This is a genomic window from Microbispora sp. KK1-11 (assembly GCF_006874435.1).
Lineage (GTDB): Bacteria > Actinomycetota > Actinomycetes > Streptosporangiales > Streptosporangiaceae > Microbispora > Microbispora catharanthi.
In genome coordinates, this window is sequence record NZ_VIRJ01000037.1 from 25121 (window position 1) to 40748 (window position 15628).

At 71.7% G+C, this 15628-nt stretch carries 13 protein-coding genes; 8 read left to right on the forward strand and 5 right to left on the reverse strand.

The genetic code is table 11. The features are described from left to right. The first annotated feature begins 67 nt into the window (after nucleotides 1–67). From FLW16_RS36730 to FLW16_RS44120, 3 genes are all read left to right on the forward strand, one after another. On the forward strand, nucleotides 68–295 hold the full coding sequence (locus FLW16_RS36730; RefSeq protein ID WP_142565358.1) for a hypothetical protein: 228 nt from the start codon (nucleotides 68–70) through the stop codon (nucleotides 293–295). Nucleotides 296–688: 393 nt separating this feature from the next. Then, complete coding sequence (locus tag FLW16_RS36735) at nucleotides 689–1087, forward strand: MerR family transcriptional regulator (protein ID WP_142565360.1); 399 nt, start codon at nucleotides 689–691, stop codon at nucleotides 1085–1087. 100 nt (nucleotides 1088–1187) lie between these two features. Further along, entirely contained in the window at nucleotides 1188–2198 is a 1011-nt protein-coding gene (locus FLW16_RS44120; RefSeq protein ID WP_185949753.1) for a hemerythrin, read from the forward strand. On the opposite strand, the gene FLW16_RS36745 is transcribed toward FLW16_RS44120, so the two are convergent. Then, nucleotides 2199–5492, reverse strand: a complete 3294-nt coding sequence (locus tag FLW16_RS36745) for a BTAD domain-containing putative transcriptional regulator (protein ID WP_142565362.1) — start codon at nucleotides 5490–5492, stop codon at nucleotides 2199–2201. A 100-nt stretch (nucleotides 5493–5592) separates the two neighbouring features. Between FLW16_RS36745 and FLW16_RS36750 the strand changes: the two genes are divergently transcribed. Continuing rightward, nucleotides 5593–6438 (forward strand): hypothetical protein, encoded by an 846-nt coding sequence (locus tag FLW16_RS36750; RefSeq protein ID WP_142565364.1) that lies wholly within the window; start codon nucleotides 5593–5595, stop codon nucleotides 6436–6438. A gap of 147 nt (nucleotides 6439–6585) precedes the next feature. Then, nucleotides 6586–7047, forward strand: coding sequence for an ATP-binding protein (locus FLW16_RS36755; protein WP_221891463.1), 462 nt, complete (start codon nucleotides 6586–6588; stop codon nucleotides 7045–7047). Between the two features lie 18 nt (nucleotides 7048–7065). On the opposite strand, the gene FLW16_RS36760 is transcribed toward FLW16_RS36755, so the two are convergent. The 4 genes from FLW16_RS36760 to FLW16_RS36775 all read right to left on the reverse strand — a co-directional run bounded on the left by FLW16_RS36760 (nucleotide 7066) and on the right by FLW16_RS36775 (nucleotide 12002). Continuing rightward, nucleotides 7066–8046, reverse strand: a complete 981-nt coding sequence (locus FLW16_RS36760) for an AraC family transcriptional regulator (protein ID WP_142565366.1) — start codon at nucleotides 8044–8046, stop codon at nucleotides 7066–7068. A gap of 114 nt (nucleotides 8047–8160) precedes the next feature. Next, a complete protein-coding gene (locus tag FLW16_RS36765; RefSeq protein ID WP_142565368.1) occupies nucleotides 8161–8478 on the reverse strand; it encodes a hypothetical protein in 318 nt (105 codons plus the stop codon). Between the two features lie 82 nt (nucleotides 8479–8560). Continuing rightward, nucleotides 8561–9583 carry a LacI family DNA-binding transcriptional regulator gene (locus FLW16_RS36770; protein WP_142565370.1) on the reverse strand — a complete coding sequence of 341 codons (1023 nt, stop codon included), beginning with the start codon at nucleotides 9581–9583 and terminating at the stop codon, nucleotides 8561–8563. Next, entirely contained in the window at nucleotides 9567–12002 is a 2436-nt protein-coding gene (locus tag FLW16_RS36775) for a glycoside hydrolase family 3 N-terminal domain-containing protein (protein WP_142565372.1), read from the reverse strand. The genes FLW16_RS36770 and FLW16_RS36775 overlap by 17 nt, the downstream gene beginning before the upstream one ends. Before the next feature lie 339 nt (nucleotides 12003–12341). Between FLW16_RS36775 and FLW16_RS36780 the strand changes: the two genes are divergently transcribed. From FLW16_RS36780 to FLW16_RS36790, 3 genes are read left to right on the forward strand one after another with little or no spacing between them, the layout of a single operon-like run. Further along, complete coding sequence (locus FLW16_RS36780) at nucleotides 12342–13706, forward strand: extracellular solute-binding protein (RefSeq protein ID WP_260615992.1); 1365 nt, start codon at nucleotides 12342–12344, stop codon at nucleotides 13704–13706. Between the two features lie 2 nt (nucleotides 13707–13708). Beyond that, complete coding sequence (locus FLW16_RS36785) at nucleotides 13709–14629, forward strand: carbohydrate ABC transporter permease (protein ID WP_142565454.1); 921 nt, start codon at nucleotides 13709–13711, stop codon at nucleotides 14627–14629. Between the two features lie 2 nt (nucleotides 14630–14631). Further along, nucleotides 14632–15537, forward strand: a complete 906-nt coding sequence (locus tag FLW16_RS36790; RefSeq protein ID WP_396686943.1) for a carbohydrate ABC transporter permease — start codon at nucleotides 14632–14634, stop codon at nucleotides 15535–15537. Nucleotides 15538–15628 lie beyond the last annotated feature (91 nt).

The window sequence follows — 15628 nt, forward strand, 5'->3', positions numbered from 1 at the left end:
TCGCCTACTGTGACGTGAGAGTAGGGTGATGTAGGTCACGTGGTTCTCCCGGCCGGAGAGGAGGACGATGTCCGTCTACCGCGTCAGGATGTACAGCGGGTTCCAGCGCACCCTCACCGCCGACCGTGTCGTCGTCAACGGCGACAACATCTGTTTCGAGCGGAGCAGGAACGGGTCCTGGGTGGCGGCGCTCCAGCTGCCGACGCAACTGGTCACACGGGTCCGCCGGCGGTGCGTCCAGCCGGACGGCACGGTGACCTGGAGCGTCGAGGAGCCGGAGCCCAGCACCTACTGACAGCGAGCGCTCGCTCCCGCCGGACGCCGGGTGGTTATTGCTCTATAACCTTCCGTGAGAGTAGAGTCTGCCCCGCTTGCGGTGGGACTCCGCTTCGCCGCGTGCTCGCCCATCGCAGGCCTCAACGCCACCGCACGGCCCGCCCGGCCTTTCCCCCTCGCCGGGCGCGCCGTCGCGGTGGGAGCCGCCACCGTCGCCCGGCTCCGCCAGGGCGGGCCCTGGCCTTATGCTTGTCCTCCCCTCCGGCCGGACTCCCGGACGAGAGGTAACGTCGCCGAAGAGTTCCAGAGAGCTGTTCTGCGAAACCCTACCCATACGTGAGGGTAGGCCGTGAGTGGCGACGGTACCCGCACGGGAGCGGTGACCACGGGGGTAGGAAAGGTGAGCGGAGCGATGCCTGAAGGTCTGGTGCAGATCGGCGAGGTCGCCGAGCGGCTCGGGCTGTCCCTGCGCACCATCCGCCACTACGAGGAGGTCGGCCTGGTCGTGCCCGCCCGCACGCAGGGGGGTTTCCGGCTCTACAGCGAAGAGGACGTGCAGCGCCTGGCGCTGATCAGGCGGATGAAGCCGCTGGGGTTCACGCTGGAGGAGATGCGCGACCTGCTGGAGATCACCGACCGGCTCGTCCGCGGCGACGACGACCCCGGCCTGCTCGCCCGGCTGCAACTCTTCGAGAAGGCGGTCGCGGAACGCGCCGACAGACTGCGCGAGCAGCTCGCGATGGCCAGGGAGTTCGCCGAGCAGCTCCGGCGTCAACGGTTGAACGCCCCGAAGGCCACGTCCCCTCGCTGATCCGTCTCCCTCGTTCCTGCCTAAGTCCGTCCCAAGTGCCGTCTAAGCCCTGCCGCCTAAGTTCACCGGCGTAAGGAATTCCGCTGCGAGGGAGCATGGGATGTCCCTGTCGCCCGCGTCCGGCACGGCCGGGCGCACGAACTGGCCCGCCGAGATCCTGCCGGTGCTCGAGAACGCGCTCACGTGCGAGTACGCCTCGCTCACCCGGAAGGGCGCGCCGATCACCTGGCCCGTGGGGCCCTACGTCGCCGAGGACGGTCGTACGGTCGACGTCTCGACCGGCCTGACCTATCCGTCCAAGGCCGAGCGGGCCAGACGCGACCCCCGGGTGGCGCTGCTGTTCTCCGACCCCACGGGGTCGCCCGTCTCCGGCCCTCCCGTCGTGCTCGTCCAGGGCCTGGCCACCGTACGCGACGCGGATCTGCAGGCCGGCACCGATCTCTATCTGCGGCGGACGCTGGCGAAGTATCCGCAGGCGGTCGCCCGGCAGCCGTGGTTCCTCGTGCGGCGCCAGGCCTGGTACTGGGCCCGGATATGGATCGAGGTCACTCCGCTGCGCGTGCTGTGGTGGCCGCACGGGCGGCTCGACGCGCCTCCTCAGCTGTGGGAGGCGGATCCGGAGACGACCGCGCCGCCGTCGGACCCCGCCCCCGCGGGATCCGGCGCTCCGGGGTGGCTGGAGCCGCCCGCCGACTGGCGCCCGCGTGCCGACTACGCCGTCCGCCTCGGTGATCCCGTGCTGACCGTGATCGGCGAGGACGGCTGGCCCCTGCCGCTGCGTTCGCTGGGCGCGACCCGGGTGGACGACGGCTTCCTCGTGCGGACCGGCCCGCCCGGCGTCCTGGCCCGTGGACGGGCCTGCCTGACCTTCCACACCCACGGCGCCGACATGAGCGGCCAGGAGAACGTCGTGCTGGTCGGCGAGGCCACGCCCCTGCCCGACGGGGTCCACGTGCGGGTCGAGCGCGCCCTGGCCGACTTCAGCCTCAGCGGGAGCCGTCTCGGGCAGGTGCGGAAGATGATGCGGACCGCTCGCGCCCTGGCACCGCGACTCGAACGGGAGGCCGCGCGACGCGGGCAGGCCGTTCCCGTGCCCCGGCGTCCTCGCTGATCACAGGCGTGCGAGCGCGTCACGGGCCGCCTTCTCCCAATGGGGGGAGCCGGCCTGCCCGGCCACCTCGGCCGCACGGGCGTAGTGTCCCGCCGCGGCCTCGGGCCGGCCGAGGAAGACGGCGAGGTCGCCGAGCGTGTGGGCCACCGGACCGAAGGTGACCGACGCGGTGCTCATCCCGGCCATCTCCCCCTCCGCGGGAAGGAGCTGGTGGTAGCACTCTCCGGCCGCCTCGCGGTCCGCCAGCGCGATCGCGGTCGCCGACCGCGCCGCCATCATGCCCGCCCAGGTGAAGTCACGGCGCGGAAGGGCCGCCGGCCACACGGCCCTGGCCTCCTCCAGGCGGCCGGCCGCCACGAGAGCGCGGGCGTACAGCTCTCCGACCTCCTGCGGGATCCGCTCCCACACCGGGGCGAGCGCCTCCACGCACCCGTCGAACCGGCCTGCCGCCAGACGGACCGCGAAGCGCCCCACCGCGCCCATGAGGGCCGAAATCGAGGCTCCCGTCTCCATCAACCGCTCGCCCAGCGTCGTGTACGCCCTCTCGGCCTCGTCGAACTCTCCCCGCACGAGCAAGTGCAGGGCGTCGAGGAACGCGAGGATGCCGAGGGCGTGGCCGAGCTGGCCGCTCGTCGAGTGCTCCGCCGCCTGGTCGGCGTGGTGCCGGGCGCCGGCCCAGTCGTTCCGGCTCAACGCGACCATGCAGAGCGCCGCGTGGCCGAGCGTCTGGTAGCCGAGCAGCCCGGCCGACGAGGAGACCCGTAGCAACTCGTGCCCCAGTCTTTCCAGCTCCTCGCGCCTGTCCGGGGCTTGGCAGGCCCAGTATCGGGCGTTCAACGCCATGCACAGCAGGTGCGGGTCGCCGATGTCGCGGGCGATGGCCACCGCCTCCGCGCTCGCCGTTTCCACCCGGGCGGCGTCGTGTCCCTCGGCGGCGTGGCACAGCGTGACCAGCAGAAGGCAGCGCGGCTCGCCCGTCTCCCGGGGAATCGCCTCCTCGATGGCGTGCACCAGATCGCGATCGAGCCTCCGCTCCGGCTGGATGGTCCAGATGACGGGCGCGTCGAAGGCCACCGCGGCCCGGGCGACGGCCCTCGGATCGGCGGTTCTCCGGGCGACGGCCAGCGCCTTCGCCCGGGCGTCGAGCGCCCTTTCCACCTCACCGGCGTGCGCCAGCGCGGACACCAGGCGGCACATCAGGTCGAGTCGCAGCGCCTCGGGCGGGTCGGGCGCGAGGTCGAGCGCGGCCAGCGCGCCGTCCAGGAAGGCCGCCGCGTCCCGGTGGGCGTACAGCGCGGACGCCTGGGCCGCCGCGCGCGACGCGTAGTCCGCCGCGGCCGCCGCGGTGGCGGTGGTCGCGGCGGCGAGGGCGTGATGCCCCAGCGCCCCCACGTCCCCGGGCCGCACGGCCTCCAGGGCCGTCACGACCTTGCGGTGCATCCGGGCGCGCCGCAGCCGGGGAATGTCCTCGTAGAGGGTCTCGCGGACCAGCACGTGGGCGAAGCGGACCCGGCCCGGCCGGGGCTCCTCCAGCAGCCCGGCCAGCACCCCCGCCTCCAGCCCGTCGAGCACGGTCTCCTCGTCGGCTCCCGGCATCGCGATGAGCACGTCGGCGTCGACCTCCCTGCCGAGCACCGCGGCGTTGCGCAACGTCACCTGGACCGCGGCGGGGAGGTGGGCCACCCGCCGCCGGATCAGGTCCCGCACCCCGGGGGGCAGCACGTTCACCGCGGAGGGGCCGTCGATCGCGAGCAGCCGCGCCGTCTCGCTCACGAACAACGGGTTGCCGCCGGTGCGCTCGCCGACCTTCCGCGCGGTCGCCCGATCCACGTCCATGCCGGACCGCTCGGTGAGCAGCCGGGCGACCTCGTCCGGTGCGAGACCGCCCAGCTCCAGGTTCTCCACGGTCTGGACGGCGAGGGCGGCGGCCGTCGCCATCAGGTCGGCGCTCGGCTCCCCGGGCCGGTGCGTGAGCAGGACGAGGACGGGTGTCGCGGCCAGCCGTACGGCCAGATGGCGCAGCAGCTGAAGGGTCTCCTCGTCGGCCCTGTGGACGTCCTCCAGCACGATCAGCAGCGGCCCAGGCACCCCGTCCACGTAGTCGCCCACGGCCCTGGCCAGCCAGAACTGGCCGACCGGTGCTGCGTCGTCGGTCAGCAGCGGCGCCAGCCGGGCGGCGGTCTCCGGCGGGGGCGGCGTGGTCGCCGCGAGATCGCGCAGCACCTCGCTCCACGCCCACGCGGGTGGCACCCCGCCCGTCGTCTCCGGGCACCGTCCGACGACGGTCCGCCAGCCCCGCGACGACAGGTGCCCCACCAGGGCGTCGGCCAGGGTGCTCTTGCCCAGCCCGGCCTCGCCGCCGAGCCACGCGACCCGGAACCCGTCCCCGGCCTGCTCCGCGGCGGCGGTCAGGCGGGACAGCTCCCTCGTACGGCCGACCATCCTGCCGGGGGACGGCGTACGCGGCCGGTCGGGCGGCACGACCGGCGGTACGACCAGCGGTGCGGGCGCGGGCTCCCGGACGATCAGATCGAGGGAGGGGGCCTGGGCGAGGATGCCCGCCTCCAGGCTCCGCAGCGCGGGCCCGGGGTCCACGCCGAGCTCATCCGCCAGCAGGGCCCGGGTGCGGCGCAGGACCGCGAGGGCCTCCCCCTGACGGCCGGCGCGGTAGTAGGAGAGCGCCAGCAACCGGACCGCGTTCTCCCGCAGCGGGTGGGCGGCGACATGCCGTTCCAGCTCGGGGACCAGTTCGGCGTGGCGGCCGAGCGCCAGGCCCGCCTCGGCGCGGTATTCGACCGCGACCGCCCGCAGCTCCAGCAGGTGGCCCACCTCGGGCACGGCCCACTCCTGGTCGGCGAACTCCGCGTACGCCTGGCCGGTCCACAGCGACAGCGCCTCGCTGATCGTGTCGAAGGCGCCGGCGGGGTCGCGCCGGGCGAGGAGGCCGGCCGCGGCGTCGACCAGCTTGGGGAAGAGCCAGGCGTCCACGTCCTCGGTGTCGAGTGCCAGGCGGTATCCGGGCGGCGCGCTCACCAGCACGCGGGCGGCGGCCCGTGGCGCCCGCTCGGGCTCCAGGACGCGGCGCAGGTTCGAGACGTACACCTGCAGGGCGCCGAGCGCCTTCGGCGGCGCCTGCCCCTTCCACAGGTCGTCGATGAACCGGTCGGTGGACACGATGTGCCCCTGTGCGCAGACCAGCCGGGCCATCACGGCCCGGTGGAGTGACGTGCCGAGCTCGACAGGACGGCCCGCCACCTCCGCGCCGATGTGACCCAGTACAAGAACGCGCACCATAGCGGGTAAAGCATAGGTCTGTTTCCTTTTACGTCGACGGCTCGTTAGGGTGAGCGCTCGATTCCCGATCGATTCCCTCCTCGATTTCCTGGATGACTCCGTGCGCCACTATCGGTGGGGTGTTCCCGCCCTTGTCGCCGCCGCCGGATATGGCGCGGTGGTCGCAGTCGCCGCCGCGGTCGCGGCGGCCCGCGGCGACATCGGATTCCTCTGGCGGTTGACCCTCTTCGCGGAGGTCAACGAGGACGTCACGGCCGTATGGCCGAACGCGCTCGTCCTCCTCGCGGCGGGCGGGCTGTGGGGCTGGGCGCTGTGGCAGGGCCTGCGAGGCCCGGTCGCGGGGCGACCGCCGGTGACGGACCGCGGTGTGCTGCGGCTGCGCGTGGCGTTTTACGCCACGGCGGGGTCCTGGATGGCATGCGCGGTCGCACCGGCCTGGCCGTGGTGGGCGGTGGTGATCGACTCGCTGATCATGTCGGCGCTCGTGGTGCTGTTCCACCCGGTGCTGCGCCGCACCGTGGGGTTCACCGGGCTCGCCCTGGCCGCGGGCCTGCTGAGCAACACGAGCACTGCCGCCGTCGAGGTGTTCGACGTGCTCGACTGGCGCGAGGCGCGGCGAGTGGCCGACATGCCCGATCTCAGCGCCCTGGCGGGCCTGATCTGGACGGCACTGGTGTTTCTGACGCAGTGGCGGGACGGCCGCTGGCGGCGGGCGACCGTCGGGTACGGCATCGCCTCCCTGGTGGCGCCGCTCGTGCTCCTGCTGATGGCCGTCCCGCTGGAAATCGCCGGGATCTCCGGGGGCGTCCACGTCAGCGCGATCACGGCGGCCGACGCCCTGTCGGTGATCTGGCTCGCCCGTTCGGCCCACGAACTCACCGACCCATCCGCCTCACTCGCCCCGGTCGCCCCGTCAGGACCGCCGCCCGCCCAGGCGTCCGGGTAATGGTTCGTTATGCGGATACCCGGCCTCGCCTTGGGGATAGCACGCCTTTGTATGGCCTGCCTAATCTGCGATAAGTGACGCTCTTTCCGACCGTATGACGCGCTTCCGTGGAGCGTCGGGGCGCTTCGCCAGGGGAGGTGCCCGCTGGTGACCAAGGAGCACGACACGATGAACTCGCAGATCATGGACCGGGCCGACGTCTCCGCGGCCGAGGTGGTCAGTTCCGTATACACGTGTCCGGTGCCGCACTCTCCTCAGGAGGTCGGCGGCGTGCGACGCCATGCGCTCGGCGTCCTGGCGGCCTGGGGAACGCCCGGGACCACCGCGCAGGATGCCGTGCTGGTGATCTCCGAGATGGTGACCAACGCCGTACTCCACGCCCTGCCGCCGGCCGAGCTCCGGCTCTTCATCTACGCCGACGGCGATCGCCGGCTCATCCGGGTCGAGATCACCGACGGCGGAGCGGCGCCGGTGTGGCCGGGAACCACCCCGTCCCCGGACGAGAGCGGGCGCGGCGCCGTCGTCGTCGACGCCCTCGCCGTCCGGCACGGCACCGTGAAGCGTCCCTCCGGCATGACCACGTGGTGGGCGGACCTGCCGGCCCGCTGAGCAGCCGTACGCCCGCGCTCAGCGGCGCAGGGTCTCCGACGGGGACTCCCCGAAACGCCGCCGGTAGGCGAGGGCGAACCGCCCCAGATGGACGAACCCCCACCGGTAGGCGACGTCGGTGACCGTGGTGGCGCCCGGCTCGTGGACCGTGAGCTCGGCGTGCACCCGGTCGAGGCGCACCTCCCGCAGGTAGCTCATGGGCGTCGTCTCCAGCTGACGCCGGAACCCCTCCTGAAGCGCCCGCGCGCCGACGCCCACCGCCTCGGCGATCTCCTCCACGGTGAGCGGTTCCGCCGCCCGCGCCTCGATCACGTCCACGGCCCGTTCCACCGCCGTCGGCGCGACGCGGGGCTGCCCGCCCGACAGCGCCTCGCTGTAGTTGCTGGGCTGGGCCAGCAGCAACTGCGTCATCAGCAGCCCCTCCAGTTGCCTGAGCGCGACGGGCTGCTCCAGCATGGCGCCGCCTGTCTCCGCCTCTCGCCTGAGCAGCTCGACGACCGAGAGCCACGACCGGGCGGGGGGCCGGGTCAGGTCCATGCCGAGGGAGAAGGTGAGCGGCCTGCGGGGCGTGCGCCCCATGAGCTTGCCCAGGTGGGCTTCGAGCGCGGCGCGGTCGAAGCGGACGATCAGCGACTCGTGCCCGGGGGCCCATCGCATGGACATGGGCCGCGTCAGCGACAGTACGGAGGCGAGCTCGGGCGTCGACACGATCCGTTCACGGCCGTGGGACACATCCGCGGCGCCGGTCAGCGGGATCTCGACGAGCAGGTAGCTGTCCAGCGGCTGCGGCGTGATCAGCACCTCCGCGCCGTAGCCGAGCGAGTAGAGCCCGATCCCGTCGAACGTCATCCCGTTCAAGCGGGCGTCGAGCCGGACCTCCGAACTCACCGGGCGCAGCCCGTGGTCGCCGAGGTCGTTTCCGACCCGCGTACGGGCCTCGTCGACGTCGTGTGTGTGCAGCCGCAGGTGCGCGGCGAGTGGTAGCGATTGTTCGGCCATTTCCGCCTCCCCCAAGCGGGCAGGCCCCCCGTTTCCGCAGGTGGCGGGCGCGACACCAGCCTACGCGCGGCCCGCTCCAATGGGACACGGCCGCGGTGAGGATCGGCCGTACGGTCAGATCAGGCGGCGGGAGACGATCCCGCTGCCGACGTCGTGGCCGCACCACAGGCGGAAACGCTCCCCAGGGCGCAGATACTCGATCGCGTCGTCGTCGGTGGTCGCGATGGTCACCACGTGCAGCCAGTCACCGGGGGTCAGCGGCTCCTCGTCGTCCGCGGTGATCGCCACCTGGAACGGCCGGCTGAACCGGCTGCCCTCCTCCCCGGCGCAGGCGCAGATCACCAGCGACTGCGTGCGGAAGGGAAGTTCGTGCGGCAGGCCGCCCTGATCGGAGGGCAGGAGCGTGATGAGTGCCTTTGCTTGGACGGTCATCGAGACCACCAACTTTCACGCGACTGTTGCACGCGTCTATTGCATTGCGTCTATTGCATTGCGTCTATTGCTACCCCAGTCCTCACCATCCAGTGTGCGCCGGTGCGGTCGAGCCGCGCACCACGAGTTCCGTCGCGAGTTCGACATGGTGGGACTCGACCTGCTCCCCGGCCGCCAGGCGCAGCGCCGTACGCACCGCGACGGCGCCCATCTCCCGCAGCGGCTGCCGCACGGTGGTCAGGGGCGGCGAGGCCATCCGGGCGATCTGCGTGTCGTCGAAGCCCACGATGCTGAGGTCCTCGGGCACGCGCAGCCCCCGCGCCCTGGCCGCCTCCAGCACGCCCAGCGCGATGTCGTCGCAGCCCGCGAAGATCGCGGTGGGCGCCTCGGGCAGGTCGAGCAGGGCCGCTCCGCCCGCCATGCCGTCGTGGTAGTGGAAGTGCCCGGTCCGCACGTAGCCGGGCAGGACGGGAGCCTCTCCGGCCTCCATGGCGGCACGGTAGCCGTGCAGCCGCGCCTGGTTGCAGGCCGCGGTGGCCGGGCCGCCGAGGTAGGCGACGCGCCGGTGGCCGAGCGCGAGCAGGTGCTCCGTCGCGGCCATGCCACCGGCGAAGTTCGTCGAGCCGACGCTGGTCACGCGGGCCCTCGGCAGGTTGAGCGGGTCGATCACGACCAGGGGCAGCCGTGCCCGGGCCAGGGCGCTGAGCTGTCCGGCGGTCAGCTCGCCGGTGACGGCGACCAACGCCCGCCGCCCGGCCGCGACCAGGTCGCGCGCCCACCCTCCCGTGCGGTCGGCGTTGCGCCGGATGCTCACCACCACGGCCACGTCGAGATCGGCGCCGGCCTGCACCGCGCCCTGGACGATCTCGGTGGAGTACGCGTTGAGGTCGGCGTCGAACTCCACCTCGATCGTGTCGGGCGCCGCCTCACCCCGGCGCTGCGGCGGCGCGACATAGTCGTGCTGCTCCAGCAGCGACAGCACCAGGGAACGGGTCTCCGGCGCGACGTCGCTGCGGCCGTTGAGCACCTTCGACACGGTCGCGACCGACACCCCCGCCGAGGCCGCGACCGTGGCGAGAGTGGCCCGCCTACGACTGGGCGGCATCTGTTCCTCCCTGATCGGGGCCCGCCGCCGGTCGTACCTCCACGGGAGTGACCAGCCGCCGGTCGTGGCCGACGTGGCGCAGCGGGCCGGTCAGCCGTACGCGGCCCCGGCACGGCAGGTCGGACGCGGAGGTGCCCACGAAGACGTCGATGTCCCCGGGCTCGACGATCCGCCGCAGGTCGCGGCCGGTGAAGGCGGTCCTGTCCGCGTGCACGGTGAAGGTCGCCCGCGCGCTCTCGCCGGGCTCGAGCCGCACCCGGGCGAACCCGGCGAGCTGCCGCATCGGCCTGGTCACCTGCGCCAGCACGTCGTGCAGGTAGAGCTGGACGACCTCCTCGCCCGCCCGGCCGCCGGTGTTGCGCACGCCCACCGACACGGTGAACTCCCCGTCGGTGGAGACCTCGGAGTCGCTGATCTCCAGGTCGCCGACCTCGAACGCCGTGTAGGACGCGCCGTAGCCGAACGGGAACAGCGGTGTCGGGTCGAGGTTGCTGATCCCGTGGCTGTCTGAGCCCAGCGGCGGCTGCAGGTAGGTGCCCGGCTGCCCGCCCGGGGTCCGCGGGATCTGCACCGGCAGCTTCCCGCTGGGCTGCACCCGGCCGGACAGGACGCCCGCGATGGCCGCCCCGCCCTCCTCGCCCGGCATGAACGCCTGGACGAGCGCGGCGGCCCCTTCGCGCACCCGCCCCAGCGCGTACGGCCGGCCCGACACCACGACCACCACGACCGGCGTCCCGGTGGCGGCCAGCTCGACCAGCAGGTCCTCCTGCGCCCCCGGCAGCCGCAGGTCCTCGGCGTCGCAGCCCTCGCCCGAGGTGCCCTGCCCGAACAGCCCGGCGAGGTCGCCGACGACGGCCACGCACAGGTCGGACTCGCGGGCGGCCGTGAGCGCGGCGGCGAAGCCGGACCGGTCCTCGTCCCGCCAGTCGCAGCCCCGCTCGTGGACGATCTCGGCGTCCGGCAGCTCGGCCCGCAGCGCGTCGAGCAGGCTGGGCGCCTCCACGCCGAGCCCGAGGTTCGGGTGGCGGGGCAGCACGTGGTTGGGGAAGGCGTAGCAGCCCATGAACGTGCGCGGGTCGTCGGCGCAGGGCCCGACCACGGCCACCCGGCGCGGCCCCTGGCGCCCCTCCCCGAGCAGCGGCAGCGCGTCGCCCGCGTCGAGCAGCACGATCGACCGCTCGGCCAGCTCCCGGGCCAGTGCCCGGTTCGCCGGCGAGTCGAGGTCCACGGTGTCCGCGCCGGCCACCGACCCCTCCGGCGTCCAGTCCGGGTCGAGCAGCCCGAGCTGCACCTTCTGGGTGAGCAGGCGGCGCGCGGCCCGGTCCACCAGTTCCTCGGGCAGCTCGCCCCGCCGCACCCGCTCGACCAGGTGCCGGCCGAAGCCGAGCGTGTCGGGCAGCTCGACGTCGATGCCCGCGGTCAGCGCGAGCACCCCGGCCTCTTCGTGGTCCGCGGCGACCTGGTGCATCTTCGCGAGGAACGCGATCGCCCAGTAGTCCGACACGACGGTGCCGGTGAACCCCCACTCGTCGCGCAGCACCTCGGTCAGCAGCCACGGGTCGGCGGCGGCGGGCACGCCGTCCACGTCGGAGTAGGAGTTCATGACCGAGCGCGCGCCGCCCTCGGCGATGGCGGTCTCGAACGTCGGCAGGATCATGTCCATCAGCTCGCGGCGGCCCATGGGGACCGGGCCGTGGTTGCGGGCCGCCCGCGAGGCGGAGTATCCGGCGAAGTGCTTCAGCGTGGCGATGACCCCGGCCTTCTCCAGGCCGCGCACGTAGGCCGCGCCGAGCGTCGCAACCAGGTACGGGTCCTCGCCCAGGGTCTCCTCGACCCGGCCCCAGCGGTAGTCGCGCACCACGTCCAGCACCGGCGACAGTCCCTGGTGGGCGCCCACGGCCCGCATGTCCCCGCCGATGGCGGCGGCCATCCGCTCCACCAGCTCGGGGTCGAAGGTCGCGCCCCAGGCGATGGCCGCCGGGTAGACGGTCGCGCCGTAGGTGGTGAAACCGGTCAGGCACTCCTCGTGGACCAGGGCCGGGATGCCGAGCCGGGAGTGCTTCACCACCTCGCGCTGGAGCCGCACCACCTCCGCGGCGCCCTCCACCGCCGTCACCGGAGCACTGCCGAACACCCGCGTCAGGTGGCCGAGCCCATGGCGTACGGCCTCCTCGATGGGCACCGTCCCCGAGGCGGCGAACACGTCCTGCATGGGGGCCACGTTGTGCGCGTTGTCGGGCTCAATCTCCTCGGGGGCCTGCATGTCGTTGCCGATCCACCGGCTGCCGAGCTGGCCGACCTTCTCCTCAAGGGTCATCTCGGCGAGGAGGGCCTCGACCCGGTCGGCCACGGGGAGTGCAGGGTCCTGCCACGCCCGGAGCGTCCCGTCCGCCGCGTGCGTCCGATCTGGGGCCGTCATCTGCTCTCCTCAAAAAGGTTTCGAAACATTTCGGCGTCAAGGGCAGTTCTGTCGTCGATATTTCGGCCGACCATGATCACCTGGTGTGACGCCTGTTCGTCGGTACTTTACACACGCCTCACGTGGACCTGGAGAGCTCGTGAGAGCGCTCTTGACAGTCAGGTATCGCAAATCTAGATTGGCGTGCCACGCGGCTTGTGTCGAAATATTTCGAAACGAGCTGACTTCAAGAAGGAGTGGACAGTGGCACCGGGGTGCCGATCCACGTCGCCCCCGCCGCGTCCGAGTACTTTTCAACGAGCCGCGGCCAGCCTCGGCGTTCGACGTACGGAGATCAGCGTGGAGTCCAGGACATCATCCCGCCGCACCTTCCTCACCCTCTCCATGGGCCTCCCCCTCGGTGCCGCGTTGGCGGCCTGCGGCACGTCCGGCCCCGCCCCGTCCGGCGGAGGCACGGGTGGCGGCGCCGCCGGGGGCAGCGGTGGCGGCGGGGGCAAGGCCACCTACTGGTTCCTCCAGGGCCCTCCCGGTGAGGCCCCCCGCACCGCGTCCGTAGAGCGGTTCAACAAGGCCAACCCCAGCGGCCAGATCGCGATCACCACGATCCAGAACGACGCGTACAAGACGAAGATCAAGACGGCGATCGGCGCGAACCAGGCGCCCACCATCATCTGGGGCTGGGGCGGCGGCGGTCTGCGCAGCTACGTGCAGGCCGGCCAGGTCGAGGACCTCACCTCGTGGTTCGGCGAGAACGCCGCCGTGAAGGACCGGCTGTTCCCCGGCGCGTTCGGCGCCGCAACGATCGACGGCAAGATCTACGCGATGCCGTGCGAGACCGTGCAGCCGATCGTCCTGTTCTACAACAAGAAGGTCTTCGAGAAGGTCGGGGCCCAGCCGCCGCAGTCCTACGGCGACATCCTCGACCTGGTGAAGAAGTTCAACGCGGCGGGAATCGCGCCGTTCTCCCTGGCCGGCCAGTCGCGCTGGACGAACATGATGTGGCTGGAGTTCCTCTTCGACCGCATCGGCGGCCCCGAGGTGTTCCAGGCCGTCTTCGACGGCGAGAAGGACGCCTGGAACAACCCCGCCTCCATCGAGGCCCTGACCAAGATGCAGGAGCTCATCAAGGCCAACGCGTTCATCAAGGGCTTCTCCTCGGTCACCGCCGACTCCAACGCCGACCAGGCGCTGCTGTACACCGGCAAGGCCGCGATGATGCTGCACGGCAGCTGGTCGTACGGCATCCAGCAGGCGCAGGGCGGCGACATCGTCCCCAGCGGCGGCCTCGGCTGGATGAACTTCCCGGGGGTCGACGGCGGCAAGGGCGACCCGACCAACACCGTCGGCAACCCCGGCCAGTACCTGTCGATCTCCTCCAAGGCGACGCCCGAGCAGAAGGAGATCGCCAAGAAGTTCTTCGCCACCGGCGTCCTCGACGACCAGGAGCAGAAGGACTGGGTCGGCACCGGTGGCGTGCCGATCGTCAAGGGCTCCGACAAGCTGTTCGCCGGCTCCAAGGACGCCGAGTTCCTGAACTTCATCTACGGCGTCTCCAGCAACGCCAAGGTGTTCGCCCAGTCGTGGGACCAGGCGCTCAGCCCGACCGCGGCCGAGGTGCTGCTGGACAACATCGCCAAGCTGTTCCAGCTGTCGATCTCGCCGCAGCAGTTCGCCACGAACATGAACGCGGTCATCGGCAAGTGAGCATGTCCGCTATCAACGCAAGAAGGACGTCGTCCGCCGTCGCGCCCAAGGCGCGCGGCGGCGGCGTCCTGCCGTGGCTGGCCACGCCGGCGCTGGTGTTCTTCGCCGCCTTCGCGCTGATTCCGCTGATCGGGGTCCTGCTGCTCAGCTTCACGTCCTGGGACACGCTGGGCGAGATCAAGCTGACCGGGTTCGAGAGCTGGCGGGCCGTGCTCAGCGACCCCGGCCTGCCCCACGCGCTGTGGGTGACGTTCCTGATCACGGCGCTCTCCTGGGCGGTCCAGACACCGGCCAGCATCCTGATCGGCGTGTTCCTCGCGGGCCGTCAGCGCTACCGCGAACTGCTCGCGGTGCTGTACTTCATCCCGCTGCTGCTCAGCTCGGCGGCCATCGCGATCACCTTCAAGGCGCTGCTCGACCCGAACTTCGGGCTCGGCGCGGGGCTGCACATCGACCTGCTCAACCAGGACTGGCTCGGCGAGCCCGGCCTCGCCATGGGCGTCGTGATCTTCATCGTCTCCTGGCAGTTCATCCCGTTCCACGCGCTGCTCTACCAGGGCGGCGTACGGCAGATCCCGCGGTCGCTCTACGAGGCCGCGGAGCTGGACGGCGCGGGGCGGGTCCGCATGTTCTTCAACATCACGTTGCCGCAGCTCAAGTACACCGCCATCACGTCCTCGACGCTGATGGTCGTCGGCTCCCTGACCTTCTTCGACCTGATCTTCGTGCTGACCGAGGGCGGTCCCGGCGACGCCACCCGCGCGCTCGCCCTCGACATGTACAAGCGCGGCATCCAGGCCAACCTCATGGGACAGGCCTGCGTGATCGGCGTCATCCTCGTTCTCGTGGGTCTCGCCCTGGCGCTGCTGCTGCGCCGGCTGGGCGGCCGCAACCCCAACACCAGCCAGCTGGAAGGGGCCTGACCGTGACCGCGACCCACACATCGAGGGCGGCCCAGCGCACCGCGGCGCCGGGGGCGCACGGACGCCGCCGGCCGAAAACGACCTCCCAGCGCCCCAACTGGCTGGCCGGGCTGATGGGCTGGCTGTGGCTGGCGGTGGTGATCATCCCGATCTACTGGATCGTGATCACCAGCTTCAAGACGCAGTCCAACTACTACGTCACCAACCCGCTGGTGCCGCCCAGCGATCCGACGCTGGACAACTACCGGCTCGTGCTCGACCTGGACTTCCCGCTGTACTTCCTGAACAGCCTCCTCGTCGCCATCGGCACGGTGATCCCGTCGGTCCTGTTCGCGTTCATGGCGGCGTACGCGATCGTCCGGAGCGGAGGCGCCAGCCGCTTCCTCCGCGGGGTGAACTCGCTGTTCCTCATGGGCCTGGCCATCCCGCTGCAGGCGACGGTCATCCCGGTCTACCTGCTGATCATCAAGCTGCACCTCTACGACTCGCTGACGGCGCTGATCCTGCCGTCGGTCGCCTTCGCGATCCCGCTGTCGGTGCTGGTGCTGGCCAACTTCATCAGGGACGTGCCGAAGGAACTGTTCGAGTCGATGCGGATGGACGGCGCCACCGAGTGGAAGACTCTGTGGGGCCTGACCTTCCCGCTCACGCGACCGGCCGTGGTGACGGTGTCGATCTACAACGCGCTGCAGGTCTGGAACGGGTTCCTGCTGCCGCTGATCCTCACCCAGAGCCCCGACAAGCGCACGCTTCCGCTCGCGCTCGCGGCGTTCCAGGGCGGACCGTACGGCGTGAACGTGCCCGCCGTGCTGGCCTCCGTCGTGCTGACCATCCTGCCCATGCTGATCCTCTACACGGTCGGCCGCCGTCAGCTGCTCAGCGGCCTGACCGCCGGTTTCGGCAAGTAGACCGAGGGTTTCACGCTCCACCAGTGATAGGCGCAACTATCAAAGTTGCGCCTATCACTTTGGCCGCCCTTCCTGGCGAGGGCGGCGATTC

Excerpts from the sequence above, each read along its gene's own strand:
- FLW16_RS36730 (WP_142565358.1), top strand. The coding sequence starts at position 68 with ATGTCCGTCTACCGCGTCAGGATGTACAGCGGGTTCCAGCGCACCCTC.
- FLW16_RS36735 (WP_142565360.1), top strand. The coding sequence starts at position 689 with ATGCCTGAAGGTCTGGTGCAGATCGGCGAGGTCGCCGAGCGGCTCGGG.
- FLW16_RS44120 (WP_185949753.1), top strand. The coding sequence starts at position 1,188 with ATGTCCCTGTCGCCCGCGTCCGGCACGGCCGGGCGCACGAACTGGCCC.
- FLW16_RS36745 (WP_142565362.1), bottom strand. The coding sequence starts at position 5,492 with ATGGTGCGCGTTCTTGTACTGGGTCACATCGGCGCGGAGGTGGCGGGC.
- FLW16_RS36760 (WP_142565366.1), bottom strand. The coding sequence starts at position 8,046 with ATGGCCGAACAATCGCTACCACTCGCCGCGCACCTGCGGCTGCACACA.
- FLW16_RS36765 (WP_142565368.1), bottom strand. The coding sequence starts at position 8,478 with ATGACCGTCCAAGCAAAGGCACTCATCACGCTCCTGCCCTCCGATCAG.
- FLW16_RS36770 (WP_142565370.1), bottom strand. The coding sequence starts at position 9,583 with ATGCCGCCCAGTCGTAGGCGGGCCACTCTCGCCACGGTCGCGGCCTCG.
- FLW16_RS36775 (WP_142565372.1), bottom strand. The coding sequence starts at position 12,002 with ATGACGGCCCCAGATCGGACGCACGCGGCGGACGGGACGCTCCGGGCG.
- FLW16_RS36785 (WP_142565454.1), top strand. The coding sequence starts at position 13,709 with ATGTCCGCTATCAACGCAAGAAGGACGTCGTCCGCCGTCGCGCCCAAG.